25 protein-coding genes are annotated in these 25384 nt (G+C 46.7%); 16 read left to right on the forward strand and 9 right to left on the reverse strand.

Features of this window, described 5'->3' with window-relative positions:
- Positions 1–7 precede the first annotated feature (7 nt).
- Positions 8–5182, forward strand: a complete 5175-nt coding sequence (locus NFR90_RS06550; RefSeq protein WP_251451593.1) for an autotransporter outer membrane beta-barrel domain-containing protein — start codon at positions 8–10, stop codon at positions 5180–5182.
- Between the two features lie 78 nt (positions 5183–5260).
- Here NFR90_RS06550 and NFR90_RS06555 read toward each other — a convergent pair whose 3' ends face one another.
- Positions 5261–5536, reverse strand: coding sequence for a type II toxin-antitoxin system RelE/ParE family toxin (locus NFR90_RS06555; RefSeq protein WP_251451594.1), 276 nt, complete (start codon positions 5534–5536; stop codon positions 5261–5263).
- Positions 5533–5805 carry a type II toxin-antitoxin system RelB/DinJ family antitoxin gene (locus tag NFR90_RS06560; protein ID WP_251451595.1) on the reverse strand — a complete coding sequence of 91 codons (273 nt, stop codon included), beginning with the start codon at positions 5803–5805 and terminating at the stop codon, positions 5533–5535. Before NFR90_RS06560 ends, NFR90_RS06555 begins: the two co-directional genes overlap by 4 nt.
- Before the next feature lie 71 nt (positions 5806–5876).
- Between NFR90_RS06560 and NFR90_RS06565 the strand changes: the two genes are divergently transcribed.
- Positions 5877–6254: a hypothetical protein gene (locus tag NFR90_RS06565; RefSeq protein WP_251451596.1), complete on the forward strand. Its 378-nt coding sequence runs from the start codon at positions 5877–5879 to the stop codon at positions 6252–6254.
- A 4-nt stretch (positions 6255–6258) separates the two neighbouring features.
- Here NFR90_RS06565 and NFR90_RS06570 read toward each other — a convergent pair whose 3' ends face one another.
- The 3 genes from NFR90_RS06570 to NFR90_RS06580 are packed head-to-tail and all read right to left on the reverse strand — an operon-like array spanning position 6259 to position 7175.
- The gene (locus tag NFR90_RS06570) at positions 6259–6555 is read right to left on the reverse strand and encodes an addiction module antidote protein (RefSeq protein WP_160335462.1); all 297 of its coding nucleotides are present in this window, start codon (positions 6553–6555) and stop codon (positions 6259–6261) included.
- 24 nt (positions 6556–6579) lie between these two features.
- Positions 6580–6918: a type II toxin-antitoxin system HicB family antitoxin gene (locus tag NFR90_RS06575; protein ID WP_251451597.1), complete on the reverse strand. Its 339-nt coding sequence runs from the start codon at positions 6916–6918 to the stop codon at positions 6580–6582.
- Positions 6915–7175, reverse strand: a complete 261-nt coding sequence (locus tag NFR90_RS06580; RefSeq protein ID WP_251451598.1) for a type II toxin-antitoxin system HicA family toxin — start codon at positions 7173–7175, stop codon at positions 6915–6917. Before NFR90_RS06580 ends, NFR90_RS06575 begins: the two co-directional genes overlap by 4 nt.
- On the opposite strand from NFR90_RS06580, the gene NFR90_RS06585 reads away from it, so the two are divergent.
- Genes NFR90_RS06585 through NFR90_RS06600 form a run of 4 tightly spaced genes read left to right on the forward strand, consistent with a single transcriptional unit; the run spans position 7159 to position 10906 of the window.
- Positions 7159–7821 (forward strand): lytic transglycosylase domain-containing protein, encoded by a 663-nt coding sequence (locus NFR90_RS06585; protein ID WP_277612801.1) that lies wholly within the window; start codon positions 7159–7161, stop codon positions 7819–7821. The genes NFR90_RS06580 and NFR90_RS06585 overlap by 17 nt on opposite strands.
- 18 nt (positions 7822–7839) lie before the next feature.
- Positions 7840–8121, forward strand: coding sequence for a TrbC/VirB2 family protein (locus tag NFR90_RS06590; protein WP_251451601.1), 282 nt, complete (start codon positions 7840–7842; stop codon positions 8119–8121).
- Positions 8122–8451 carry a VirB3 family type IV secretion system protein gene (locus NFR90_RS06595; RefSeq protein ID WP_251451603.1) on the forward strand — a complete coding sequence of 110 codons (330 nt, stop codon included), beginning with the start codon at positions 8122–8124 and terminating at the stop codon, positions 8449–8451.
- A complete protein-coding gene (locus NFR90_RS06600) occupies positions 8444–10906 on the forward strand; it encodes a VirB4 family type IV secretion/conjugal transfer ATPase (protein ID WP_251451605.1) in 2463 nt (820 codons plus the stop codon). The genes NFR90_RS06595 and NFR90_RS06600 overlap by 8 nt, the downstream gene beginning before the upstream one ends.
- 14 nt (positions 10907–10920) lie before the next feature.
- Here NFR90_RS06600 and NFR90_RS06605 read toward each other — a convergent pair whose 3' ends face one another.
- The gene (locus NFR90_RS06605) at positions 10921–11187 is read right to left on the reverse strand and encodes a type II toxin-antitoxin system RelE/ParE family toxin (protein WP_251451607.1); all 267 of its coding nucleotides are present in this window, start codon (positions 11185–11187) and stop codon (positions 10921–10923) included.
- Entirely contained in the window at positions 11187–11453 is a 267-nt protein-coding gene (locus NFR90_RS06610) for a type II toxin-antitoxin system RelB/DinJ family antitoxin (protein WP_251451609.1), read from the reverse strand. The genes NFR90_RS06605 and NFR90_RS06610 overlap by 1 nt, the downstream gene beginning before the upstream one ends.
- 49 nt (positions 11454–11502) lie before the next feature.
- Here NFR90_RS06610 and NFR90_RS06615 point away from each other — a divergent pair, with 49 nt between their 5' ends.
- Genes NFR90_RS06615 through NFR90_RS06625 form a run of 3 tightly spaced genes read left to right on the forward strand, consistent with a single transcriptional unit; the run spans position 11503 to position 14087 of the window.
- The gene (locus tag NFR90_RS06615; protein WP_251451611.1) at positions 11503–12222 is read left to right on the forward strand and encodes a TrbJ/VirB5 family protein; all 720 of its coding nucleotides are present in this window, start codon (positions 11503–11505) and stop codon (positions 12220–12222) included.
- 9 nt (positions 12223–12231) lie between these two features.
- Positions 12232–13860 carry a type IV secretion system protein gene (locus NFR90_RS06620; RefSeq protein ID WP_251451613.1) on the forward strand — a complete coding sequence of 543 codons (1629 nt, stop codon included), beginning with the start codon at positions 12232–12234 and terminating at the stop codon, positions 13858–13860.
- A gap of 2 nt (positions 13861–13862) precedes the next feature.
- A complete protein-coding gene (locus tag NFR90_RS06625; RefSeq protein ID WP_251451615.1) occupies positions 13863–14087 on the forward strand; it encodes a hypothetical protein in 225 nt (74 codons plus the stop codon).
- Positions 14088–14092: 5 nt separating this feature from the next.
- Here the strand turns inward: NFR90_RS06625 and NFR90_RS06630 are convergent, their stop codons facing one another.
- Together NFR90_RS06630 and NFR90_RS06635 are read right to left on the reverse strand one after the other, a co-directional pair.
- Complete coding sequence (locus tag NFR90_RS06630; RefSeq protein WP_251451617.1) at positions 14093–14446, reverse strand: type II toxin-antitoxin system PemK/MazF family toxin; 354 nt, start codon at positions 14444–14446, stop codon at positions 14093–14095.
- On the reverse strand, positions 14443–14715 hold the full coding sequence (locus tag NFR90_RS06635; RefSeq protein WP_160335476.1) for an AbrB/MazE/SpoVT family DNA-binding domain-containing protein: 273 nt from the start codon (positions 14713–14715) through the stop codon (positions 14443–14445). The genes NFR90_RS06630 and NFR90_RS06635 overlap by 4 nt, the downstream gene beginning before the upstream one ends.
- Before the next feature lie 66 nt (positions 14716–14781).
- Between NFR90_RS06635 and NFR90_RS06640 the strand changes: the two genes are divergently transcribed.
- Genes NFR90_RS06640 through NFR90_RS06670 form a run of 7 tightly spaced genes read left to right on the forward strand, consistent with a single transcriptional unit; the run spans position 14782 to position 25374 of the window.
- Positions 14782–15513, forward strand: coding sequence for a VirB8 family type IV secretion system protein (locus tag NFR90_RS06640; RefSeq protein WP_251451619.1), 732 nt, complete (start codon positions 14782–14784; stop codon positions 15511–15513).
- A complete protein-coding gene (locus tag NFR90_RS06645) occupies positions 15510–16355 on the forward strand; it encodes a TrbG/VirB9 family P-type conjugative transfer protein (protein ID WP_237178763.1) in 846 nt (281 codons plus the stop codon). The genes NFR90_RS06640 and NFR90_RS06645 overlap by 4 nt, the downstream gene beginning before the upstream one ends.
- Entirely contained in the window at positions 16356–17579 is a 1224-nt protein-coding gene (gene virB10, locus NFR90_RS06650; RefSeq protein WP_251451621.1) for a type IV secretion system protein VirB10, read from the forward strand. It begins immediately after the preceding gene.
- Positions 17576–20278, forward strand: a complete 2703-nt coding sequence (locus tag NFR90_RS06655; protein WP_251451623.1) for a hypothetical protein — start codon at positions 17576–17578, stop codon at positions 20276–20278. The genes virB10 and NFR90_RS06655 overlap by 4 nt, the downstream gene beginning before the upstream one ends.
- A gap of 1 nt (position 20279) precedes the next feature.
- Positions 20280–20795 carry a hypothetical protein gene (locus tag NFR90_RS06660; RefSeq protein WP_160335481.1) on the forward strand — a complete coding sequence of 172 codons (516 nt, stop codon included), beginning with the start codon at positions 20280–20282 and terminating at the stop codon, positions 20793–20795.
- Between the two features lie 2 nt (positions 20796–20797).
- Positions 20798–24196 (forward strand): LPD1 domain-containing protein, encoded by a 3399-nt coding sequence (locus NFR90_RS06665; protein ID WP_251451625.1) that lies wholly within the window; start codon positions 20798–20800, stop codon positions 24194–24196.
- Positions 24193–25374 carry an LPD3 domain-containing protein gene (locus NFR90_RS06670; RefSeq protein ID WP_251451627.1) on the forward strand — a complete coding sequence of 394 codons (1182 nt, stop codon included), beginning with the start codon at positions 24193–24195 and terminating at the stop codon, positions 25372–25374. The genes NFR90_RS06665 and NFR90_RS06670 overlap by 4 nt, the downstream gene beginning before the upstream one ends.
- Positions 25375–25384 lie beyond the last annotated feature (10 nt).

A 25384-nucleotide genomic window follows, 5' to 3' on the forward strand; every position in this document is an offset into this window, starting at 1 on the left:
CGTCACCTTGAACGCTTCCGCACCGCAGACGATCAGGACAAGCCTGAACGAATTCTTCAAGCAGTATCTCCCCGGAACTGTTGCTCAAACGTTGGTTAATCATGCCTCTTTTGCCGGTGGAAAAGTCATCGTAACCGGCGTGAATCTAACGCAGACTCAGGCCGACGATCTGACAAAGGCATTTAAAGCACAGTTTAGCGCAACGACCCTTGAGTTCCAAGGCAACATCAGCGGACTTTCATCAAATGATATTTTGACCGTCGCCAAAGCCAATGAACTTTATAACAATGTTGGAGAGCTTCAGAACGTTACAATCCTTAGCCACACGTTGGAGGGTGAAGGGAGCTCAGTTGAGATCGGTGAGAACGGTGTCAAACATTCCGCTGGTTTCAAGGGTGTCAACGATGCAGCCTCTATTACGGTCAAAGACGGTAAAACTCTTGAGTTAGTCGGAGAGAAAGGAGAAAGCTCAAACTTCGTGATGACAGCTGTCAATACAGTTGTTGATGGATTGTCAAAGCTGGTGTTGGGCTCCAAAGGTTTAAGTGAGACGTACTCAGGAAAAGTCGCTGAGGTTCAGCTAACTCAGACCAATGCATCACTGTTGGCAGCCGCCGGGATGTATGAAGTTCAAAGCGTTTCCGGCTCCGGTTCAGTGGAGGTTGATCAGGGGGCAAAACTTGCTGTAAAAGCGGCAGATCATTCCGGTTCTCTCAATGTTAAGGGCTCCCTCGAAGTCAAGGGAGACGCAAATTTTGGTGAAACAGAACTGTCAGCAGGTTCCTCGCTGAACAACTCAGCAAATCTTCATCTGGCATCTATTACTCAATCTCAGGGTTCGATCTATAACCAAACAGGCGGCTCGATTCAATCAGACTCAGGCTGGTTTGAAAACTCGACGCTGAACATTAGCGGCGGATATGTGGACGGGTCACTGATTAAAGACTCTAACGGCAATGCAGCCGGCCTTGGAAATAACACAATTAATATTTCCGGAGCAGGCAAAAACCCGATCATTGTCACAACCGATCCGGCTGAGAGCAAGAAAAATTGGAAGGATTCATTAACGGTTGTCTATGCGCCAGAGTTGACCAGTGAAACGAAAGTCAATATTTATGCTGGCGGAGTTCTACAGGCTGACAAATTGAGCTTTGACGGTACAACTGAGAATTCCGTTGTTTTAGCCGGCGGCGCATTAGAGACAAAGCTGGACCAAGTCTTTAATGACGTCAAACGTGATCTTCTCACCATTGACGGTACAGATTCAAGCGGACAGATTGGAGTTCCGACACACGTTTTAGGAGCTACGAGTGTTGGTTCGCTGAAGGATGACGTAAAAACAGCAATTCAAGGCTCAAGCGGGCTAGTCGTTTTCAACGACCAATATCTGAAAATGTCCGGTGTTGTCCAGGCAATGCAGAACTTTGCAGCTGAAGCTGAGAATCCCGGGACAATCAATCCCGACAATCCTAGTTCTCCGGGAGATACCTCTGATGGACTCTATCTCGCATTTACCGGACAGGTCGATGGGAAATTGACAGTTGATCTAGCAAATCAGTTTGACACAGAGCAAACCGGCGGAGGAGCTCTGACCGGTGTCGTTCTAAGTCATACAAAACTGTACAACGAGTCAACTAACGACCCGGATGGAAACAATCGAAACCTAGTAATCGGCTTTAATGAACATAATCACGAGAATGCAAACGTGATTGATGTCAATAACGGTATTGGATTTTTGAGTGTCGAAGGAGCAGATCAAGTCCATATTGAAAGTGGTAAAGAATTCGCTCTAGTTGGTCATCACGATGATGACGACATCAGAACTGATGAGGACCGAAACAACGTACACAGCGTTCCTGACAGCGTTTTGTTTAACGAAAATACAGCGCTAATCAAGAACGACAACAATGACGGAGGACATGTTGAGGTCTCTGGCAAATTCACCTATGGCAGCTTTGCAGCCCACACTCCAACTCTTGGATGGATTGGTTCTTTGCAAATCCATGAGTCCGGAGAAGTTGAAGCCAAAAACGGCGAGTATGCCGTATGGGATATTGAAAACAACGGGAAAATCCATATCAATAAAGGATCGATCCTTCACTCTCATAATTACACAGGAAACGGGGATTGGCTCAATGAGGGCCAAATCTGGCTTGGCAATTCTCACTCCGGTCAAGTTTCCGATAAAGACCATATACCGTTTGAGATCAAGGGTAAATTTGAAAATGCAGAAGGAGCAATTTTCAGTTCCGCCAATAAGACCAACCTTATTGTCAGCAATGAACTCTTGAATAAAGGCACCGGGCTTTATTCAGTCCTGACAGTTGCTAAAGACGGTTCTTCACACAATAAAGGTGAAGAAAGCGGTAAAGCAATTGATGTTCAAGAAGGAGGTAAACATGTCAATGAAGGCAGCTCTTTCTTTAAGAAAGTCTCTGTTGCCGGTTTGATCCAGAACTTCAAAGACTTCGTTATTGGAAGCGACTCATCAACTTCCACATTAGCTGATCCGGACACGGATGCGGATGCCGATCAGAAAGCTTTTGAAGTAGCTGTCGGAGGTCGATTAGAAAATAAGGGGAATTTAGCAGCGTCTGGCATTCAAACGTCTCAAATCGCCGGTGAATTAGACAATACCGGAGTAGCCAATTACAACGACATGGTTATTGCTGCCACCGGCTCTTCTACCACCTCCAATTATGAAAAAGGAGAATGGCTGACAGTCAACGGAACGCACAGCAATAGCAAGGTTTCAATTTGGAACCGCATTGATGTTGCAAAGACCGGTAAACAAGAAAACTCCGGTTCTTTGGACGTCGGCTCAAGCTTTAATGTAGCCGGAGAATTCGTCAATACGACAACAGGAGTTCTTGATGCTTCAAAAGTTGAGAACACTGAAGTTAGCGGTACTCTGACTAATGCCGGCCATGCTCAGTACAAGGACATGACAATTGCTGCCGGCGGAGACTCAATCAACAGCGGCTATGAAAAGGGTCAGTGGCTGAAGATTGAAGACGGCGGCTCGCACTCTAACTCAGGCGTTTCCATCTGGAACGGCTTGGATGTAGCGGGCGACATGACCAATGAAAAAGACGGAAATCTTGACGCCACACAAGTTGAAAATACTCTCGTTACAGGCAACCTGACAAACGACGGCACCGCTAATTATGACGACATGACGATTAAGGACGGCGGCGTATCGGATAACAGAGGTTATGAAAAGGGTGATATCAAGACCGTCGGTCCGGATGGAACTCATAAGAATTCCGGAACCTCTATCTGGAACGAAATCAAGATTGACGGGGGGATTTTTGAAAACACCGGCAAGACAGATACCGACAAATTGACGATAGATGACGGAAAAGTCGAACTCGGAGGAGGAGAACTTAATGCTAAAGATATCGACTTAAACGGCGGTGATCTAGTAATTGGCAACGATAAGCCTCTCTCAGAGGAAAACAAAGCTCAGGTAGAGTTCGTGCTGGAGAGCAAACCTATTGATACCAATATCTATGTTAAAAACAACGGTGACCTCGGTTTAGGTGAAGATGCGCTGGATTTTGCCGATGTTAATCAGGCACTGGGCATTCCGGATGTTCCCAGTCGTCTCGTGGTAACGGAACCGGTCGTGACGGGTCCCGGCGGTGGTATTGCCGTTGGACCTGAAGTCTGGACAAATGAAAATGAGCATGTGCAGATTGGCAATGGCGACTTGTATTTTGCTGACGGCAGCTACACTGTTGTTAAGGCTCCGGTAGCAGCTGATACATCGATCTTTACGACCACTAGCGACATAGCCAAAGTTACAGTGGAGCCCGGAGCTACTCTAGTTCTCGGAGGACTGGAAGAACCGGGAGATTACTCGATTGTCAGCGGATTTATTACAACCGGTAATGAGGATGATACCGGCTGGATTGGCGGATGGATAGCCAAAGACAATCTGTATGCGTTAGCTCAGCAAGGAACAGGTCTGGAATGGATTCTGACTCTGCACAACGATCCGAAGAATATTTGGGTCAATGCTCAGCTCGCGGATGTCAGAACGCTTTACCCGGATATTGTCATTCCAAATAACGTTAATAAAGCCCTCAACGGTCCCTGCAACGGCGGAGTCGATGAGCAGTTGATCTGCAAAATCCTCAAGGATCAGACAGCCGGGCGCGACCTGAAAACCAAGCTGTTGAATTCAATTGTGGTGATCGGTCAAGCATCCGGTGCTTTGTCTATCACTAATGACTTGGCAGACAATGCAACTGATTCGATTGAAAAACATCTGTCCTTCCGAGACTACGGCTACGCCAACGGTTATCTGAAAGATTACTCAGGGCTGCACCTTTGGGCTGATATTTTGGGCACTCATCTGAAGACTAAATCTCTGGACGGAGCCGGTAACATGACCGGAGGCTATAAGGCTTCTGCCGGAGGACTGGTTCTTGGGGCAGATCATCAGTTTGAGGCTATGCCTTCTGTCAGAACAGGGCTCGCGGCTTCCTTCCAGAAAGGTAAAGCTGATTCCCTCGGTGATTACATCGACACGAAGAACAAATTCAGTCAATGGATGCTCCACGGCTATGTAGCCAAGGACTTTGGTAATGAGCTGAACTGGATTAGTTCAATCAACGTTGGACAAAACATCAGTAAAGCGTCTCAAGGACTGCCCTCTTGGTCAGGCTTCAGTAAAGCAGAAGCTCGAATTAAGAATACGGTGGCTAATGTCGCGACAAAGCTGGAAAAGAATATCCAAGTTACTGACAACTTCCAAGTTGTTCCTCATGTCGGAGTCCGCTGGCTGCGTACGCATACTCAAGGCTATACAACCTCGCTTAACGGTCAAAAGGCTTTTTCCTATGGTCAGACTTCAACCAACTTACTGCAATTGCCGGTTGGGGTCGGACTGCAAGGAGAGGTCAGTTTCGGGCGGTGGACCGTACGCCCACAAGCTGATCTGACTCTGACCTACAGCATTGGAAATTTGAAGAACTCAACAAAAGTATCCGGTGTTTCTATCGGAGAAATGGACTCTATGAGCAACGAGTTTGCAGGCAGGTTCTCGTCCAAGCTTCAAGCAGGTCTGCAAGTTGAAAGAGGCAATGTAACCGGCGGACTTCAATTGGGTTTGACGAAAGGTTCAGCAGGGAAGCTAGATACCGGATTCAAGCTCGAAGGCCGTTATCGCTTCTAACCATTAAAACGAAGAACGGACTCCGCAAGGAGTCCGCTCAACACCGATCAATCCAAAGAAGAGAAAAGTATGAACGAATTACCTTTTCACTTTATTGAAAAGCTCACTGTGAGAGCCAAGTCTAGACAAAACAATCGCTCCCGCTTCAATTCGGTAAACCAAAAGAAAATCAGAAGCGAGGTGCAGTTCCCTGTGAGGAACCCAGTGCCCTACAAGAGGATGATCCTTCCATTTAGGGTCAAGGCAGCCATTTTGAATCTGGTTAATAACTTCTTCCAAATGTCCAATGCTTCTGCCAGATTTCCTTGCTTTCTTCAAATCCTTTTTAAAGGATGGAGAAATTTTGACTTTCATTCTTTAGAGCTTTCTTTGTCAACTTCTTCAATTAAAGCAGAAAAAGAGTCGTATTCGAGTAAGTCTTCGTCTTTGGTATTCATCGCTCGAACAGTCTCCTTATTGGGTACATACGTACTAAAGGGTAGATCTCGTTCGGCAACCAATTTTGTCAAAGTCATCCGCACTAAATCGGATATAGACAGGCCCATAGCAGAAAGAATTTCGCTCGCTTCTGATTTCAATTCTTTGTCGAGTCGGACTCGAATGAAAGAATCAGCTGTTGTCATATCAACCTCCTGTTTTAATTCGCGCCTACATTGTAGCACTTTGAGAGACGCGACTATGGCGGGGTATTGATATGCCAGCAATCCATTGCCCAAAACAAACACATGCTGACCGTTGGCAAAAAATGGCTCCGGATGCAGTTGTTCGCCGCTGTATTGCTGAAGCGCTTTTTGCCCGAGGTGCAACGCTGAACGAAACCGTTGAGACATTGAATCTCAATCGCCACACTGCCGAAGGCTGGCGCTACGTCTATCTCTGCGGTTTAAACGGCAGCGTTTGCAGATTGTTTGATCGAGCCAGCCAGAGGGAGTTCATTGTGCCTCTGCTCAAAGACGGTTTTGGCTACAAGGCCATTTCAAGAACTTTTGGTCTTGACTTGTGGTTTGTCAGAGACACGGCAAGATCGTTCAGGCGAGGTCTTCTCGATTATGAAGGAGGTCTGCATGAATGAGAAATCAAGCAGGCTGAACGTCCAGCTGAACCCCAAGAGCCTTCAGAATCAGGCTCATTGTTGTAAAGCCGGGATTGCCTTCAGGACTCAGTGCTTTATAAAGTCCATCTCTAGACAGTCCGCTTTTACGGGCAACTTCTGTCATGCCTTGAGCTTTGGCGATGTCGAGAACGGCGGAACGGATCAAAGAACCGTCTCCCGGGTCTTCATCAAAACAGGCTCGAAGATACAGGATGTAGTCTCTTTCGTCCGTCAGATAGTCTGTAGGATCATAGGCCTTGCCAAGTTCTGTCTTTCTCATTTAATCAATTGCGAAAGTAAAAGCCTATTCTTGTACGAATCGGTCGATAGCAGAACGAATCACATCATTAATCTTGATGCCGTGCTTACGTGCATAGGCAGCAAGAGCTTGATGCCGTTCAGAGCCCAGGCGAATATTGAGGTTCCCGGAAAAAGGTTTTTCCGGACTGATATTTTCGTTTTTACAGTAGGCCAAGTAATCGTCCACAGTTTGATGAAATGCCTTTTGGAGTTCAATCAATGTCTGAGCTTCGTAAACCAAACAGCAACGAACCCCGAGAACTCTTCCCGTCAGAAGATTATCCGAAAAATCGCAGTCAACCGACCCTTCGTACCCCTTGTATCTAAGCATATTTACTGTCATAAATACCCCATTGTTCTCAATGATTCAACAATATTACGTATGGTTCCTCTTCCCAAAACATTTCTGGGATGGGGGAGAGCACAAAAAATCACGTCGCTTTTAGAACTGCGTGAAACAAAACGCCCGTGTGAACCACCACGATCGCCTATCCAATCAAAACCAAGTGAACTAAGCACAGAGCAAAGCTCATTGAAGGTTATATCCGATGCGGTAGGAAATTTGGTTAGACGGATTAGCAATTTGTCGTTTTTAGTCAAAATATTTCCTCCACTCGTTACTAATTTTAGTAACAAACCAATATTAAAGCAATTTATCTTCGTTCTGTGTGTTGCTGCACCACTGCACCTCGCTCAGGCTGATGAGTTTGCCGATCTTGCTCAGCGCTGCGCTCCGAGTGTTGCCGTTGATACTCTGAGAGCAATTGTGAAGACTGAATCGAACTTCAATCCGTATGCGATCGGCGTTGTCGGCGGCAGCATTCCTCAGCCAAAGTCATTTCACGAGGCAATGGCCGCAATTGCTCGCCTGGAGCTCGCGGGCGCCAACTACTCGGTCGGACTCGGACAAATCAATAAAAGTAATTTTGCAGCCTTTGGAATTGATGCAGCCAAGGCGTTGGACGCCTGCACAAACCTGAGCGTTGCGGCTCAGATTTTGGGCGACTGCTATGCCAGAGCTCAAAAAAACGGCACCACACAATCTAAAAACCTGCATGACGCACTGTCTTGTTATTACAGCGGAAATTTCAAGCAGGGCTACAGCCACGGCTACGTGAACTCTGTTCGCAAAAACGCAGGTTTGAAAAAAATTCCTTCTCTTTCTTCAACAGAAGAAGAGAAGCCTTCAACTCAATCAACTCTGATTGTTTCAACCCGAGACTCTCAAAGAGGCCTCATTTTTTAACTCTAGCAAGGAGAAAACATGCTTAAAACTTTAAAAATTCTTTCCCCCGTTTTGTTCGTTTCGCTCATGATTTGTGAGCCTGCACTGGCAGCCGCTGGGACACAGAGCGTAAACACATTGTTCAACACGATTCTCTCAACCCTTCAGGGCGTATCTCTTGCTGTTGTGACGGTCGCCATTGTGTGGGCAGGCTACAAGGTTTTGTTTATGGGTGTTGCGCTTCAGCAGGTTGCCGGACCGTTCATGGGGGCCGTTGTGATTGCTGCTGCTCCGTGGCTTGCAGAACTGCTGGTGGGTTAAATGCAAATGTCGAGTCCTTTGTTCAAAGGGGCGACGAGGCCCGCGTGCATCGCGGGCGTCCCAATCAAACCTTTTGTTCTGAATCTGGGGATTTGGATTCTGCTTGCAGTATACGTCTGGATTCCACTCATGCTGGTGTGTCCAATCACGCATTTCGTCCTCAGCAAATTTGCTGAAAAGGACGATCAGATTTTCAACCAATGGTTTTCGTACTTTCGGCTGAATCTTCTGGGACATAAGAACCGCCTCTTTTGGAACGGAATCAGCTCATTCAGCCCTCGTCAGCAAAAAGAACTTTTTGTATTTGAAAAAAGAGAAAAGAATGTTTGAAGAAAAACGGAAATTGGCCAACGGGGAGAGGTCGCTTTCGCACTACATCCCGTTTAGTGCGGTCATTGACCGCGGTGTCGTAATCTGCAAAAACGGCGATCTGGTAGGAACCGTCCGAATCTCCGGCCGCGTTTTCGAGGCTGTCAGCAACGAGGTTCTCCAGAGAGACGCTGAAAGGCAAAACAACTTTTTGAAGGTGATGGCGGCTTCGTCCAGCACGGACGAAATGAGCATCAAAGTTCATCGTATTCGCAGAATCATTCATGACGAACTTTCAGCTCCGTCGGACCCGAAAACCGAATTTGTCAATGATTTCATCCGGTCCTACAACTCGGGATTGTCAACGGATTCGCTAATGGCAACAGAGCTGTACGTGTCGCTTATCAGCCACAAAGCTACAAGCGTCAGACTCGACAAGGCAAATGTTGACGAAGTCAAGGAAGAAATCCTAGAGCGTCTTTCGATATTCAAAAAGGTCTTTTCGAACCTGGTTGATTCGCTTGCGGATTATGAACCGGAGATTCTGCGTGAATACAAAAAGAACAACGAAACCTTCAGTCACCAATTAAGTTTCTATAACTTTTTGCTTACGGGTTTTTGGCAGCCTGTCCGAGTGCCGTGCATGCCGTTATCTGAAGTGCTGGGCAATGTCCAAATTTTTTGCGGAGCGGATACGCTTCAGTTTCAGAGCGCACTCTCCACTCAATTTGCTCAGTCAATTGAGCTGAAGGACTTCCCTACAGCCACCTATTCGCGGCTGTTGGATGTGATGCTATACAACAGTGTTCAGCAGGATGCCCCCTATTGTTTCATTGAAACTCAATCTTTTACCTGCATGAGCAAACTGAAGGGGCTGAAGGTCCTCAAACAGCAGCAGAATCAGCTGAAATCTGCCAATGACGACGGTGTTTCCCAAATTCAGCTGCTGTCGTTTGCGCGCGATATGGTTGCAAACGGCGAACTCGTCATGGGTGACTACTCATATTCATTGTTGGTTTTCGGCGAAAACGAGAAAGCCGCGACCAAAAACGCCAACGACTCAATCAAGAAATTGCAGGATGCAGGATTTTTGCCGATTAAATCAACTCTTGCGTTGTTTGCGTGTTTCCTGCATCAGCTTCCCGGCAGCAAGGAACGAGCGAGAATCGCAAAAATCACGAGCATGAATTTTGCGCATCTTGCCTCATTTCACAATTTCCCCTGTGGAAAACGAAACCGAAATCCTTGGGGTGAGGCGGTTGCACTAATGCGCATGCCCTCAAACCAACCCTACTATTTCAATTTTCATTACACCGATCCGAATGTTGACTCAACCGGAGATGTGCCGCTCGGCAACACAGCAATTCTTGGTGCGTCAGGTGCCGGGAAAACGGTTCTTTTGAATTTTTTGCTTTTTTCCGCTCAAAAATTCAGAACCGAAGAAAACGATCTGTCAATCATCCTGTTTGACAAAGATAAGGGCGCTGAACTCGCAATTCGAGCAATGGGCGGCGGCTACCTGTCCATCGAAAACGGCAAGCCCTCCGGGATCAATCCGTTCCAGATGGAACCTACGCCGGAAAACATCCAGTTTCTGATCGGATGGACAAAACGGCTCATTGCCAGAGACGGCCTGCCGATTGAACCGCTTGACGAAAAACGCCTTGCGGACGCCGTTCAAACAGTCATGAGTATGCCGAAGCAATACCGCCGATTAGCAGTTTTGCCGCAATCTCTGCAACAGGGAGATCGGGCTGAGGACGCAAAAAAATCTCTGAAGATTCGCTTAAACAAATGGATCACAACAGGAGCCCTGGCATGGTGCTTTGACAACGAGGAGAACACGCTCGATCTGAACGAATTTAAAAATTTCGGAATCGACGGAACGGATTTTCTTGAAAATGAAGAATGCCGCGGGGCATTCACCGAAATCGTCCTCTATCTGATCGAATCGCAGGTGATGAAAGACAAGCGGCGAACGATCATTGTCATGGATGAGTTTTGGAAGTATCTGGCAGACCCTGCCACCGCCAAGTACGCCTTTGACAAACTGAAAACGATTCGTAAGCAAAACGGGATATTCGTTTTCGCCTCTCAAAGCCCCGAGGACATTCTCAAAAATGAGAGAGGAAGTGCCTTCATCGACAACACGGCAACAAAAATTTATCTGCCGAACCCGGACGCGAACGAACGGGATTATGTCGAGGGATTCAAAACGACGAAGGACGAGTTCAATTTGATCAAAAGCCTTGATCGACAGAGCCGAATGATGCTGGTTAAGCAGGGCTCCGTTTCTGTTCTGCTGAGGCACGACTTGGGGAACTTCCGAAAGGCACTGAAGATTTTAAGCGGCTCAGCAGGAACGACAGCCTTTGGGGAAAAGCTGTTTGAGCTGGTCGGAACTGAACCGAACACGTGGATTCCGTATTTTTTCGGTGAGAAAACGCTACCTGCGCAGCCGAAGGAAGAAGTATGAGTAAAGAAAACCAATCAAAAAAGATCGGAATGAGTTCCGGTACGCACCGCAATGATTTCTTTGTCAGTCTTTTTATAGATCAAAAGCCAGTCAGGTTCCATGTGCAGTTCCCGATAACCTCTCCAATTGCCCTTAAGCGGATGATCACGCAATTGATAAGACAGAGCCTCTTCACAGATAAGGGACTGAAGGACGCGCTCCAATTTTCCAATGTCCTTCCCGCGTTTCTCCATCAAATCCAAATCCTTATCAAAAAGCCTGGTCGTTCCAAAGCGGAGCATTACTTGCCTCGATTTTTAAAGTATGAAGACACACTCTCGTGGTATGTCACGTCCCCATTTTCAGTAGCTTGCATTGCCCGAATCGTTTCTTGGTTTGGAACGTCGATTGAAAAAGGCATTTTCTTTTCATTGACTAATTTGAGAAGAGAAATGCGAAAAAAATCAGAGAAATTTAAACCCATGGAGCTTAAAAGTTCTGAGGCTTCCTTCTTGAGTTCTTTATTAACTCGAATTCGGATTGAGTCATTACTAGCAGTCGTGGGCATTTTTGACCTCCGTTATAACAATGTTGCCACGCATTATAAAGGAAGATAAATGAAATACAAGAAATTATTACTCGCAGCGGTTCTTTCTGCCGGATTGACTTCCGGGGCATTTGCCAGCGGCATTCCAACGGTTGACGCCGCAGCTATTGCACAAATGGTCCAGCAATTGACTCAGCTGCAACAAATGTATTCGCAACTACAGGCGCAGTACAACACTGCCGTCAGTCAGCTGAATGCCATCACGGGCAATCGCGGACTCGGAATGATCCATTACGACTCAAAACTGAGGAATTTGATTCCGCTGGACGCTCAGCTTCGCTTGAACGCGATTGTGCGCGGAACCGGTTCTTTGAGTTCTCTCGGCAAAGAAGTTTTTGACAGGCTGAACCTTGGTCAGGCTTGCGAGAACTACACGGGGGAAGTCAAAGAAAACTGCCTTAAGAGTCAAAGTTTCGTCGCTGAACAGCAGGCAATTCTTGAAGAAACTCAAAAAACTGTGACTCAGAGGCTGGAAAAAGTCGAACTTTTGATGCAGCAGATCAACAGCGCAACAGACGCCAAAGCGATTGCCGATCTTTCCGCCCGCATTCAGGCTGAGCAGGTTGCTCTTTCGTCCTCGAAACTTGCCGCTGAGTTCCAACAGGCTCAAATGAATCAACAAGCTGAGATCGTCAAGGAACAGGCTCGGCAAGAGGCGATGAAGCAAATCTTTCCTGAGCTGACTCAGGAAGATGTGAAAAACGCCCTGAAACCGATAAAGGTGCGATAAGGAGCAAATATGAGCGGGGTTTTCGCGACTTTTGGTGAAGGCATCCGAAGCAGTCTGACTAATTTTGCAGAGGCTGCCTCCGGGCAAATCGCCTCAGAAATTGCGATTGTCGTCTACACCGGCGTTCTTCTCTATTTCATGATCCGTGCTTATCTGCTGATGACGGGGCGAATTGAGGGTGCAATTCCTGATTTGGTAACTCAATGCGCAAAGATCGTGCTGATCGCGTTTTTTGCCTTGAATGCAGGGAATTTCGCAACCTATGTCATTCCGGCGGTCTACGGCGTTGAAAACATGCTTCTTGGTGCTCTTTCAACAGCTGCGGGCCTCGCTGACCTCAATAACTGTTGGTCGATAGTTGATATGACGTGGGAGTCATTCATGAAAGGAGTCTCAGCAATCCAAAACATCTGGAGCAAATTGAGCTGGGGTGTTTTTGGAGACTCAATGGCACTGATCGCGTTTGTGCTCGCGATGCTCGTGCTCATCTTTTTTGTGTCGATCTACTTCATGTTTTTCGCGGTCGGTTATCTCATGCTGTACGAGATATTTCTTGTGATGGGACTCTCCTTTGGACCGCTGTTTATTTGCACCCTGATGTTCCCAGCAACACGCAGCTGGTTCGACGGCTGGCTCAGGGCAATCATTTGTTGGGTTTTCACTCTGGTTGCAATTGCCGGGATGCTTTGCTTATTGGATGGAATTTTTACCACCAATATTGATGAGTTAACTTTGGCGGCTGAAGAAGCCCAAGCTGCTAAGAATTTTTCCACCCTATCTCTAAAACTTGCGACGTTTTCCGTCATCGTTCTTGCGGTTGCGACGGTTGTCAAATCGATTCCGTCCTTTGCCTCCGGCATTACGGGCGGTGTTGCGCTTCAGGCCGCAAGCGTTGCAGGCATGTTCTCAAGTGTCGGTAGAACCATGGCGGCAGCTACCGGCGGAGCGATTCTCGGCTATGGAGCGGCAACTCACAATGACGAGCTGAGGGAGAAAGCACGAAACATTCTTGGCTCGGGAGGATTGACGAACACCGGGTCTTTTGCCTCCGCAGCTATGGGCTATTCATTGGGCTCTGCGGCTCGTCTTTTCGGCTTTGACCATGCAAATGGAGAAACAAACGGAGCAACAACAGCGCCGCCCTCTCAGCAGCAGACTCCTCAAGAGGAAGCTCAAGCGGCACGAAACGCCGCATCGGTCGGCGTTCCCGGTGCATTTGGAGAGTCGTCCGCTCCTTCAGCCGGAGCAAGCGGTTCTCAAAGCGCGTCCGGACCGGCAGGAGCTCCGGGTACAGCAGGATCAACAGGGGAAGCCGGAGCAACAGGAGCCAGCGGAGCAGCCGGGTCCACAGGAACGCAAGGCGCAGCAGGAGCCGCCGGAGTTTCAGGTGTTTCGAGTGCAATGGATAAAGATTCTAATTTCAGCACTGATCACTCACAGTTCGACTACAAGTCCGATTTCAGCGCGTCTGAACACAAGGCTACGGAGGCTGAAGTGCCTCAATCAGCATCCGGCACATCTACTTCCCAATCTGTACCAACAGAAGCCGAGCAAATGGAACAGCAGCAAGAAATCCGCGCTCAGGCCAACGAAAAGGCCGCCGCCGAAATTTTGAAAAAACGAAACGGAGAACAGTAAACATGAAATTCAAACTGATATTTGCAGCAGTTTTCATCCCATTTTTAGCCGGATGCGGCGCCCCGAAACCGCCACAGCCATCCGGCCAAAAGGTTTCAATTGAGGCTTTTGCTCAAAAGCGTTCAGAGGAAAACCGACTGAAGGTTGCCGCCGCACGAACAGGACATCAATCCAAGACAAATTTCCGATTCGGTTACGAGGATGGAAATAAGGAGTCAGGGCAATGAAGAACCTACTCGTCTATTCCAAGGATGAGAGCAAGTTTGCCAAGAACTTCATCGACGATGTATTGAGGAGCGGATTCAACAAAAGCAGCCCTTCTAGCATTGACATCCATCGTTCGGATTTGATCACAAATAATGACTCCGGATGTCTGAAGTCCGGTTCCAATGAGTGGGACCGTGAGGCCATGTTCACGATTAAACGCAGCCCCATTGCTAATGGCGGCAACAATAACTCGATTAGAAAGAGCATTAACCTGTCGAACGCTGACAACGAAAGCAGGACGTACACCCTGCTGTTCCTGTCCCATCGAGGGATCAAAGCCTATGCGAATTATGTCGCCTTGCTGAAGAACTTTGTTCATAACATTTCAGTCCCAACGGGTTTCATTCGATCCCACGCCGCATACTCTTCTTCAAGCAAGGGCATGATTTGCTTGTGTTCTTCAAGCAGCTGGTTCAAGTCATATTTCGGAAGTTTTCTGCGCTTTGGCTTTGAGTCAATGACGAGCTTCCCATTATCAAACGTGTATTCAACGTTGTCCCCGGCTTTTGCATTCAGCAGATCCAGCAGCGTTTTCGGGAGTGTGAGGACAACAGAACCTCCAACCTTTCGCAATGCGAGTGTTGCCATAAGTACCTCTTAACACAAAAAGTTATTTAAAAGTTAACAAAAATTATATCAATATTAGGGAAAAATATGTTTTTAAGAAAGAAATCAAGTCCCAAGATTGAGGCTAAACCTCAGGAAAAGAACGCTCAGGACTACAAGTATGCGGAAGCATTGGATTGGACCGCCGAGCGCCTCGCTCTGAAGGAGAAGCAGGCCAGGCTTGGTTGGAACGTCGCCAAAATCCTCACTCTTGTGTTGGTTTTGGTGTCCATTGTTGCAATCGTGATTGCGCTCAAAAAGGAAAGCTATCCATTCATTGTTGAGCTCGATAAATCAACCGGAACAACACGAGTCATTGACATTCGCGACCCACAAAACATTCCGGTTGACGAGATGATGGATAAGTACTGGCTGAACCTCTACACCTTAAGTCGTGAAAGTTATGATTATCGAACACTCGAAAACGATCACGCCAGAGTTCGTCTGATGAGCGTACCCGAGGTTTTTTCCCCGTACGACAACCAATACGGAGTAGACAACAAGAAATCTATTCAAAACCTGCTCGAAGACAAAAAGAAAATCGTCTGTGAAATTGAATCAGTCGTTCCAAATGGCAACGGCATTGCCACCGTCCGATTCACCAAGCGTCTTTTAGACACGTACACAAATCAGGAAGAGGCAAAAAATTCTTGGCGTGCAACGATCGGCTACGAGTACAACCCCACCTTTGAAATGAGTGAGTCTCAGCGCCTTATCAATCCGCTGGGATTCACAGTCACTTCTTGGCGTGTTGATCCCATCATGGGAGGTGCACAATGATGAAAAAAATGCTCCTCTCTCTGATGCTTCCCGCCGCATTTCTCACGTTTTTTGAGTGCGACGCTCTTGCTCTTGAAAAAACTCAGGTCAGCAGCCTGGACCGCCGAATCCAGCACACTGAATACAAAGAAGGCCAAGTCTATCCTGTAAATGCGGTAAACGGTGTTATCACCACAATCATTTTTTCCCCCGGTGAAAAGGTCTTGGACTACGGTTCTGGGTACTCCACTGCTTGGGAGTTCATGGCAAGAGAGAACCACTTCTTTCTAAAGCCAAAAGCTTTCAACGGCACAACGAACCTTGTTGTGGTTACCAACAAGCACACCTACTTTTTTGATGTGAGGCTTGTGGGCAACCGCCCGTCCGCCACATACAGTCTTGCATTCAGCTACCCGGCGGAAGAAGCTGCAAAAGCTCAGGAAGAAGCCCGCAAAAAAGTCATCGACTCCTTACTGGATGACAAAACAACTCCTGAAGCCGCAGCAGAAAGCAAGGCAATTAACAGAAGTTACACCGAAAACTTTGGGTCGTCAGAACTGAGCCGTGAAATTGCACCGCTTGAGGTTTATGACGACGGACTCTTTACATATCTGAAATTTGATCGCCAGACAGATTTTCCTGCGGTCTACAGGGTGGCGGAAAACAACGTGGAAACGCTGCTGAACAGTCACGTAAAGGGAGATTGGCTCGTTATTCACGGCGTTTACAAAGAACTCAGGCTGCGCGCCGGGTTTGCCGTCGTCGGAATTTACAACGAGGCCTTCACAGGCGGCGGTCAAAGCAGTGATTCCGGCGTTTCACTGCCCGGGCTCAAACGAGAACTGATAAAGCAGGTGAATTAAATGACAGACACGACAAACAAACCGAATGGAACCGAAGCCGAGAAGACAGAGAGTCTTGGGATTCCAAGCGTCGCAGCTCGAAAGCAAAACAACTCTAGAGTCGGAACTTTCTCTGCACTGCTTCTGATTCTGGTTCTTTTAATCGTTATTGGTTTTGGGTTTTACCAAAAAAACAAAACCAACTCAAAGCCGGATGACAAACCGCAGGTTGAACGAGGTTTTTCGTCAAAATCTTTGACGCTGCTTCCTCTCTCGGAAATTCAGCCGATTGAGGAGCCTAAGCCCGTCATTAAGGAGCCTGAACCGCAGCCGGTTCAGCTTCAGCAGCCAGAGCCTCAAATCGTTCCTCTCAGTGTTCCCGATCGGGCGATAGCGATGAAAGAAGAGAAAAAGGAACCGACTTTGGAAGAAAAGCGGAACATGGCTCCGATGATGGGACAAGCCAGCTCGATTGCGAGCGATACCGAAACCAAGGGTCTTGCTGCGAGCTTCCGAGAGGAAGGCTACAACTCAGGTCAAGGGGGCGGAGGAAAGCTCGGCAACCTGCTTTCATCCGTCTCGACGCCTGCAACCCGTGCGGCCATGATGCCAGATAGAAATCTTCTTCTGGCCAAAGGCACATTTATTGACTGCATCTTGGAAACGAAGCTGGATACAACAGTTCCCGGGATGACGAGCTGCGTTTTGCCCAGAGACATTTATTCAGCAAACGGAAAAGTGCTGCTTCTGGAAAGAGGTTCTAAAGCAATCGGCGAATACAAAGGGGCAGTTGAAAACGGCCTCAATCGAATTTTCGTGCTTTGGACCCAGATTCAAACGCCTAAAGGCGTGCGAATCAATTTGGACAGTCCGGCAACCGATTCGCTCGGAGGAGCCGGCATGGCCGGAGACATCGATTTTCATTGGTGGGCTCGTTTTGGCAATGCCCTCCTTTTCACATTGGTTCAGGACGCGTTTGAGTTTGGCATGACCAAACAGAGCGAGAACAACGGCGGCGTGAATTACTACCAAAATTCGGAAGACGGCATGAAAGAAATAATCCGTGAGGCGATGCGCCAGAGCGGAAACATGCCGCCGACGCTGACAAAGAATCAAGGCGAGCGCGTGGGAATTTTTGTCGCGCGTGATGTCGATTTCTCCACGGTGTATCGACTGAATCCTATAAAGAACGTTGTCAATAGCGTTATCGACTCATCAAAGCCCATAGGAGTAAACAAACAATGACGGAAAAAGACGAATTCATCAAATTTTCAGATGACATTCTGTCCAGACAGGATGAAATTTCTTTGAACACTACCATTGGGCCGGTGTTTGTGGTTGAGGACAACTACTACAACGCCTGGGCAAGCTCCTTGACAGAAGAAGAGCAGAACGCGCTGGATGAAATCGTTCCCTCCGAATTCGTCCTTCCGCAGCAGTTTGACGCAAGAGCGGCTGCCGAGGCACTTGAAAAAATGACCCAGGCCGCGGAACTTCGATTTGAAGATTTCCTCAAAGGCAAATCGGTCAGTGAAGATGAGATTTCCGAGAAGCTCAGCGAGATTCCTGATTTCGGTGCAAACGCCTTCGTCAAATGTGCCGACTTGCGTGTCCGCTTTCCTCTCAATGCAAAGGAGTCTCCTGTCAAGTCCTTTGAGAAGATCGGGAACGAATTTGCGCTCACTCTGAATACACAGAAACTGCATGATCAGGATCGAGACGAACTGATGAATTGGAGAGACCTGGAAGAGCGAGTCCGAGATGGATTTTTAGTGAGAAATCTGTTGGATTTCGACGATTTTTCAAACGAAAAGATCAAAGCATTTTGGCAGGAGCATGTGAAAGCGCCCATCAGAGAGCACTTAGAGAGAGCAGCTCAGCCGGAGTTCAGTCTGAAACTGCACAACAACGAATTTTCACTCTCGGAGGCCGTTTCCAATCGAATTTTTGAACCTGCCAGAGAGTTCTTCAGCAAACACAAAAATGAACTTATGTCAGAAAAAAACGAAAACAAATTGAATGAAATCAATCAGAATTCTTACGAGGAACTCATCAGCAGGTATGCCGAGCAGGATGAGTTCCGTCAGAATCCGAAACTTCTTTCAAGTTTAAAAACGCATCTTCATCTACTTTTTGAACAGGCACAGGCCAACGGAAAGGAAATCCCGAAGGATATCTTTGACATTGGTTTGAAAGCCGCTCCGGCTGCCGAGCCGGCAATGAATGAAAATGACGTGCCCATCGGATATTTTTCTCTTCACTTTGATCTGAATGCCGACTACTTAAAAGAATTTTCGCCAAAGACACAGGAAGCTATCAAAAACGCCTTCGGGCAAGCGTCGATTGAGGACGGGGCACGGCTTGGCTCCTCCACCCATAATGCGATTGAAAAAATTAATGCCTCCATCACTCAGACTGCGACAAAAAATGGCGAAAAACAAGCCGTTGATATTGAAAAACTGATTAAGGACTACCAAATCACAGCGCATCTGGGGAACATGAAGCTGGTTGTCGCCCAAAAGGAACAGAACGGTTTGCGTCCGGAAGGACACAATCCGTTCTACTTGGGCAACGAAACGTTATCAATCAATCAGGCTCGATTCGACAAAGAAAAAGGCGGTTTTGTTTTCCAGGTGAAGGAAATTTGTTATTTACCAAATGAATGTCAAAAGATTGAGGCTTTATTTTCAAGTAAAAATCTGCCGCGCCTTGCAGAGAAATTTCGGAGTATGGAGCCTGCATGCTCACAGTTTGATGCAGAGCCCTTAAAGCGAATCCTTACGCGTGAGGCCGACAATCTCAACCGACAGCTGAGGACTGATTTCACCAATCCAATTGAACTGATCCTTCCTCCGAAAGCAGAGACTTTAACAGAGTGCGTGGAACACACTTATCTGCGCAACTGCGCACAGAAAATAAAAGAACTTTGCCGAAATGAAACAGAGTACATTCTGTCGAATCAAAAAAAATTCACTGACGACATTCAACGTTGGGGTACTGAGGAGATTCGGGTTGTTAACAACAAACCTCTGAGTACGGAAGGCCTGGATGCTGAAGACCTGAAAGTTGTTCAACAGGTTATTCCTGAGCAATTTGTTTTGCCGAGAGACTACAACAGCATTAACCTCAAAAAGCCCGCTGAAACGTTTGAGCTCATGACTCAGAATGCGGAATTTCAGCTGTATGACCATTTTGAAAAAAAATATTCACCGGAATTTGCAAAAAAGCAGCTCGATATCGTTCCGCTTTTTCTTCTTAATGCCGAGATTCGCTGCGCCGATCTGAGAATCCGTATTGATCCCTACGATCAGGAATACTCGCCGGTTGTTGATTTCACTCGTCATGGTGACAACAAATTCTCCGTGGACATTGACTGTTCTAATCTCGTTGGCACTGAGGTTGAACACCTGGCAATGGATAGAGAAATCTCCGATCTGGTTAAGGATCGGTTCATCAGTGAAAAGCTTCTGCGTGAGGAGGATTTTTCAAATCCAAACGTCGAAAAATTCTTCGAGCAGGAGGTTAAAGAGGTCGCAAAAGAGTTGAGTGAAAAAGCCGACCAAGGAGATTGCATCCAATTAGATTTCCACAGAGGCGAAACAACTCTGAGGGAAATCGCGGTCAACCGAATTTTTGAACCTGCCAAAGAACATTTCAATGAGCGAAAACAAGAGCTTCTAGCCGAAGAAAAAGACACGTCAGGCGGCCTCAACAGAGCCAATCAGCAGGCATTTGACGTTCTTGTCAAAAGCTATGCCGAAAAGAGCGAGTTTCAAAACAACCCCAAACTGCTTTCAAGCCTGAAAACCAACCTTCATCAGTTGTTTGAACAGGCTCAGGCCAACGGTCAGGTGGTTTGTCTCAATCGCTTTGCGATTGATGCTCCAAGCCGCAACGCCACAGTGGTTCAGATGAAGCAGCCGGCAAGAGAAAAGGAGAAATAAAATGACGATCGAATACTCGGAACAGCTTGAAAAATTCAGCTTTGATAGCTCCATCTCTCCCCAATACATTCCTTACATAGTCTATGGGCCGGACAGCCTCGGCGACAGTGTTTCCGAAGCAGAGGTTCAAAAAATCGATCAGTTCCTTGAAAAATACGAATTCGTTAGTTTTGACGAGAACAGACTCGAATCACCTGATTTCGGAAGATGCAGCATTTCCGGTATGCAGGGCGAAGTTGTTCCGGCAGTTTTTATCAACAAAGAGGCTGTCAAAGAGGAAGAGCAAAGACGCGCAACTCAAGAAAAAATTTCCGGCATGAGTGCAGAAAACCGAGAAACGTTTGAAAAGGTTTTCCAGGCGCATGTCAATCAGAAGGAATTCAAGGAGCATCCGAAGCTCGTTGAGTCGTTCCGATCAAAACTTGCTGACGTGTTTGTTGATGCCAGTCGCCGTGGAATTCAATTGAAAGCCTCGGAAAAAGAAGCACCGGCAAAAGAAATCAACCGAGAGAGGTGAAAATGTCACTCATTGCTGAACAGCTAGGTTTCGACTTCTTCTTTGCTTCTGAAGTTCAACGCACTGAAGATACTGCGAAGACCGAAAAAATTCATGAAGAAAACAACCAACGCATCAACGACGATTTCAGCACACATCCGATTTATCAATGGGTCAAGCAAAACGCTCCTGCGGTTAAAGAGATCGACGGTGAAAAAATTCTAAAAGCATTTGAAATTCCCGGGCTGCTTAAGCAGTTGGAAACAGAAAATGGGAACTTTCTAAGACAACCTGAACAGCTATACGAAGCAAAGCGGAAAACTTACCAAAATGGTAAGTCTTTGGACGGAGAAGGAGAACGACTTCTTGAGCAGGCTGCCCGTTTGAGCATGCTTAGCGAGATTGTTCATTTTGTAGGATTTGTGAAGCTCCCTACATCAGAACTTTCTTTGCCAAACGATTACGCAAGCAAACTTTTCAATCTGTCATACGAAGCTGACACTGCGTTTTTTTATCACAGAGACACCCTCAAACACAATAAAGACGGTTCTCTAAAGCTAGAAGATTTCGGAGAGGATTTAAACAACACGCGCAAAGGCAGAGGCGCAGGCAAAAGTGCGGATCAAGAGCTGCCATATGACCCGGCAGGCGATTTGGAAAAGCGGCTTGCATCGAACTCACTTGAAAAAGTTTGGCCAAAAGAATCGATCATTGAGCTGCACAAGAAAAATCCCAAAGCTGCAGCCTGTCTCTGGTTGGTTCGTGAATCTCTGGGCGAAAGACGGCCTAAGAAAGGGTCATACCCGTATCGAAGCTATCTGAAGACGGCGGCAGCCGCCATCAATCTGCATCGGCAGGTCGTCACCGGAAAGCTCGCACCGGAAGCTGAAACTGAGGCCTTCGACAGCTTCTACAACGCACGTGACAAATATGAAACGTTTTCACACATCAATCCGAAATACTGGAGGTTCTTTAATTCGAGTCATCTCAACAATGCCAAAGATGTTTGCAAATGGAACCATCTGAATTTATCAGACGGAAGCGACATTAATTCCTACAAATTTCAGTGCATCCTTCCCGGAGCAATGAATCCAGAGAACAATCTGCTCAGTCTAAAGACTCACAAAGGAGTTGTGCTTGACTATTACGCCGTTGCGGTGGGCAATACTGCGGAGGAATTTGAAAAAAATATCGAAAGGCAGCTCAGCGTCACTTTTGCGGATTGGGAGCAAACTGCCGACAAAGCCTCACAGGAAAAGAAACCAAAAACAAAACCGGAACTGCCGATTCGATTGTTCGGACGCGGCAGACGCGACACAAACACCTTTGAAATCTACGGTAAACAGGGATCAATTGAACTTCAGCTTACAGAGAAGATTTCGTTTGAATCGGAAAAGGCTTTCCGCGACTATTTCAAAGATCATAGAGTTGAGCTCGAAAGTAAATACCGCGAATTAAGAGCCGAGTACTCGAAAACTGAAAAAGATTGGAGAAACGGTTCTCCCATTCGCGAGAGAATCGGTCCAGATTGGCGAAACGGCAAAGATGCAACGCCAGACATGTTCATGAACACCTTCGGTTTCAGAGGCGTCGAATTCGGCAACTGGGTGAAACAAGGAAAAAACGGCAGAGAGCGCCAATGGATGCTCAACAATGCATATGATGCACTTTATGATCTCTCAAAGATTTTGAACATTCCCCCCAAAGCGGTTGCCCTGGACGGAGAGTTGGGACTGTGCTTCGGTTCGAGAGGCTTTGGAAGTGCATCCGCGAACTATGAGCCGGAAAATCGAATCATTAACCTCACTAAAACCAAGGGTTACTCAAGCTTGGCTCATGAATGGTTCCATGCACTGGACCACTACATCGCACGAACAAACTACGAAACCAAATTACAGCAAAAATCCTTCATGAGTGATTTGGCCGATTCCAGGATCGACTATTTCCTGTCCGAAACCGCAAAGAAAAGAATCACAGAAAAAGCAGCCAAGGTGTTTGCTGCTGACGCTCCTCAGAGCGCCGCTACAGAAATTGAGTTCATGCTTAAAACCGATGCGAAAATCCGCAGAGAGCTTGAGCAATTGAATTGCGGCGAAAGATCAAGCGTCGATTTTGAATTCAAGCGCAAAGAGCGCTCAAATTGGCCCGAAAGAGTCATTCCAGTGTCGCTGCGAAACAGTGACTTGATCCTTAGAGAACGCGGAGACAACGGAGTTGTCAGAGAAGTGCTGCATGACGCATGGGCCGATACGATCAACAGCATCAGAAACTCGGATATGCACCGACGAATGCTTAGGAAAAATGACTACTGGCACTCCAAGATCGAAGAAGCTGCCAGAAGCTTCGAGGCCTTTGTGTCGGTAAGAAGCAAAGAGATGAACGTCAGAAACGACTTCCTCACAAACGATACATTTTCTGAGAAAACGTTTGGCAACACCGGGTTTTATCCGTATCTGGACGGAAAGGACGTTCAAACAGTCGCCTCCAAATTTGAGCGCCTTTTTAAAGTACTGAAAACACGGGAAACCGAAAAAGGCATTGCCCTCTACTCAAAATCGAAGTCCGAACCGATTTTCACGAAGAAAAGTGACATTCGCGATGCACTAGTTGAGGCGTTCGGGAAAGAGGGACTTATCAGTCTCGTTGACAGCGATCGCTTTTACCTGGCGCAGACAGAAAAAGAAGCGCTTTCTGCTGCAATGGTTGAACAAAAAGCCAAGTGCGGCATGTCATCGATTTCATTGCCTCAGGATCACCATGTTCTTGGATTCCATGATCCGGTTAACCACAAAACATATTTAATTGCAGACAACCTGACCCGGGAAAGCGCCTGCGCGGTAATGCTGCATGAAATCGGCGTTCACATGGCAAATGATTCAGAGTTGCGCGACCAAACACAAAACCTGATCAAAACGGCAGTGAACCTCTATGAAGCCGGTCTCAAGAAGGGTGAGCCGCTCATGAAGCGAGTGAGCGAGCGGCTTCAGGTGAGCAAAATTTCTCCTCACCACGTTGACTACAAAGAAGAAGTTTGCGGCTACCTGGTTGAAGAGGCCGCAAAACAACATTCAATAGCTCCAGCAGTAATTCGCCTTTTCAATGAGTTCAAATCAACCGTCAATGTCTGGCTGGTCAAACACGGTGTTCGTGATTCGAGCAAACTCACTGCGCTTGACATTGCCACTATTGCGAAGGCCAACGTAAAGGAACTCGCAAAACTGCCGAAACAGTACGAATTAAGCAAAAAAGGCAAGGAAGTTCTGGCAGAGCACGTGAAAACTCTGAGCACGAAATATTCAAAGATTTCCGACGCGGATGCCGAAATCCGATCGCTTTACAAAAGATTCTCCGAGTTGGAACAAGCCGGGAAACCCCTGCCTCAGGCACCGAAACTTTCAAAGAACAAGGAGCATGAAAGATGACAATTATCGGTGAAAAGGATTGGGTATTTGGCACGCAAAAAGCTGATCCTAATGAACAGATTCCTGTACTTTCGATTGAGCCTGAGTGTCACATAAAGTCAAAAAAGGAGGTAATCGACAGATTAAGTTCATGCCTCTCTATTGGGGTCATAAACAAAGACACTGGATTTCTTCTTCAAGCATCAAGAAGCGATGCAAAGAAAACTTTATTCCGGAAAGATATTTCCTCTCCTGTTGTAAAGGCAATATTTAAAAGTGCACAGGTAATCGCATCCTCAGCAGTTTTAATTGAATCTCACGCTGATGTACTGCATGAAAATGAAAAAGTTCAAGCGATTCATATTTTTGCTGTTCCGACTAGAGTGGAAAACACTTTGTATCGGGTTGAGCTCACTGTTCGTGACTACATTGAGAAAGAACACGAAAGGAAAATGATCCATTCTATAGATGGCATCAACATCAAGGAATATGAAAAAGCGTCCGTTTGGGAACCCCCGGTCCAAGAGGTGGCTTCGAAAAGCACTTTGCAAAAAACCGGTCAACCAACCAACGAACGCTATAAAGACATTTTAAATGAAGAAACATCTTCAGTATCCCTAGGGAACCTACTACAGGGATATCAGAGAGCAGACGGAAGAAATTTTTTTGACAAGATTCCTTCAGAAGAGTTCCAGCCGGATGGTGTTTACCAAAGTGATGTTAGACAGCTGTATGTAAATCGTTTTCTCTTCCGCTCTTTCATACATGAGTATGGGCATTTATTGGAGAAGAATAAGTTTTCTCTTTCCGAGAGAAATAGACAGCTCCTATTCTTAAATTTTGAAATTTCTGCGGATGATTTTTGGATCAGTACGAAGGGCCTTACAACAGACAAAAAGAGCTTGGAAAAAATCATTTCCAACAAAGCATCCTACCCAAAGCTAAACCCAGTTGCTCGTAGTGTTTTTGAAGAAGCAAGTCAGGCGGTTGACAAAGGTAATTTTCAGTCCTGTTTGAGCGAAAACGGACAGAAAATATTACGGCTTCATATACAAGCTTTGTCAAAAAAATATTCAAAGATCTCCGACGCGGATGCCGAAATCCGATCGCTTTACAAAAGATTCTCCGAGTTGGAACAAGCCGGGAAACCCCTGCCTCAGGTACCGAAACTTTCAAAAGATCGCGGAAGCGAAAGATGATTAAGAGGAA

The sequence above is a fragment of the Parasutterella muris genome, assembly GCF_943193095.1.
Classification (GTDB): Bacteria; Pseudomonadota; Gammaproteobacteria; order Burkholderiales; family Burkholderiaceae_F; genus Parasutterella; species Parasutterella muris.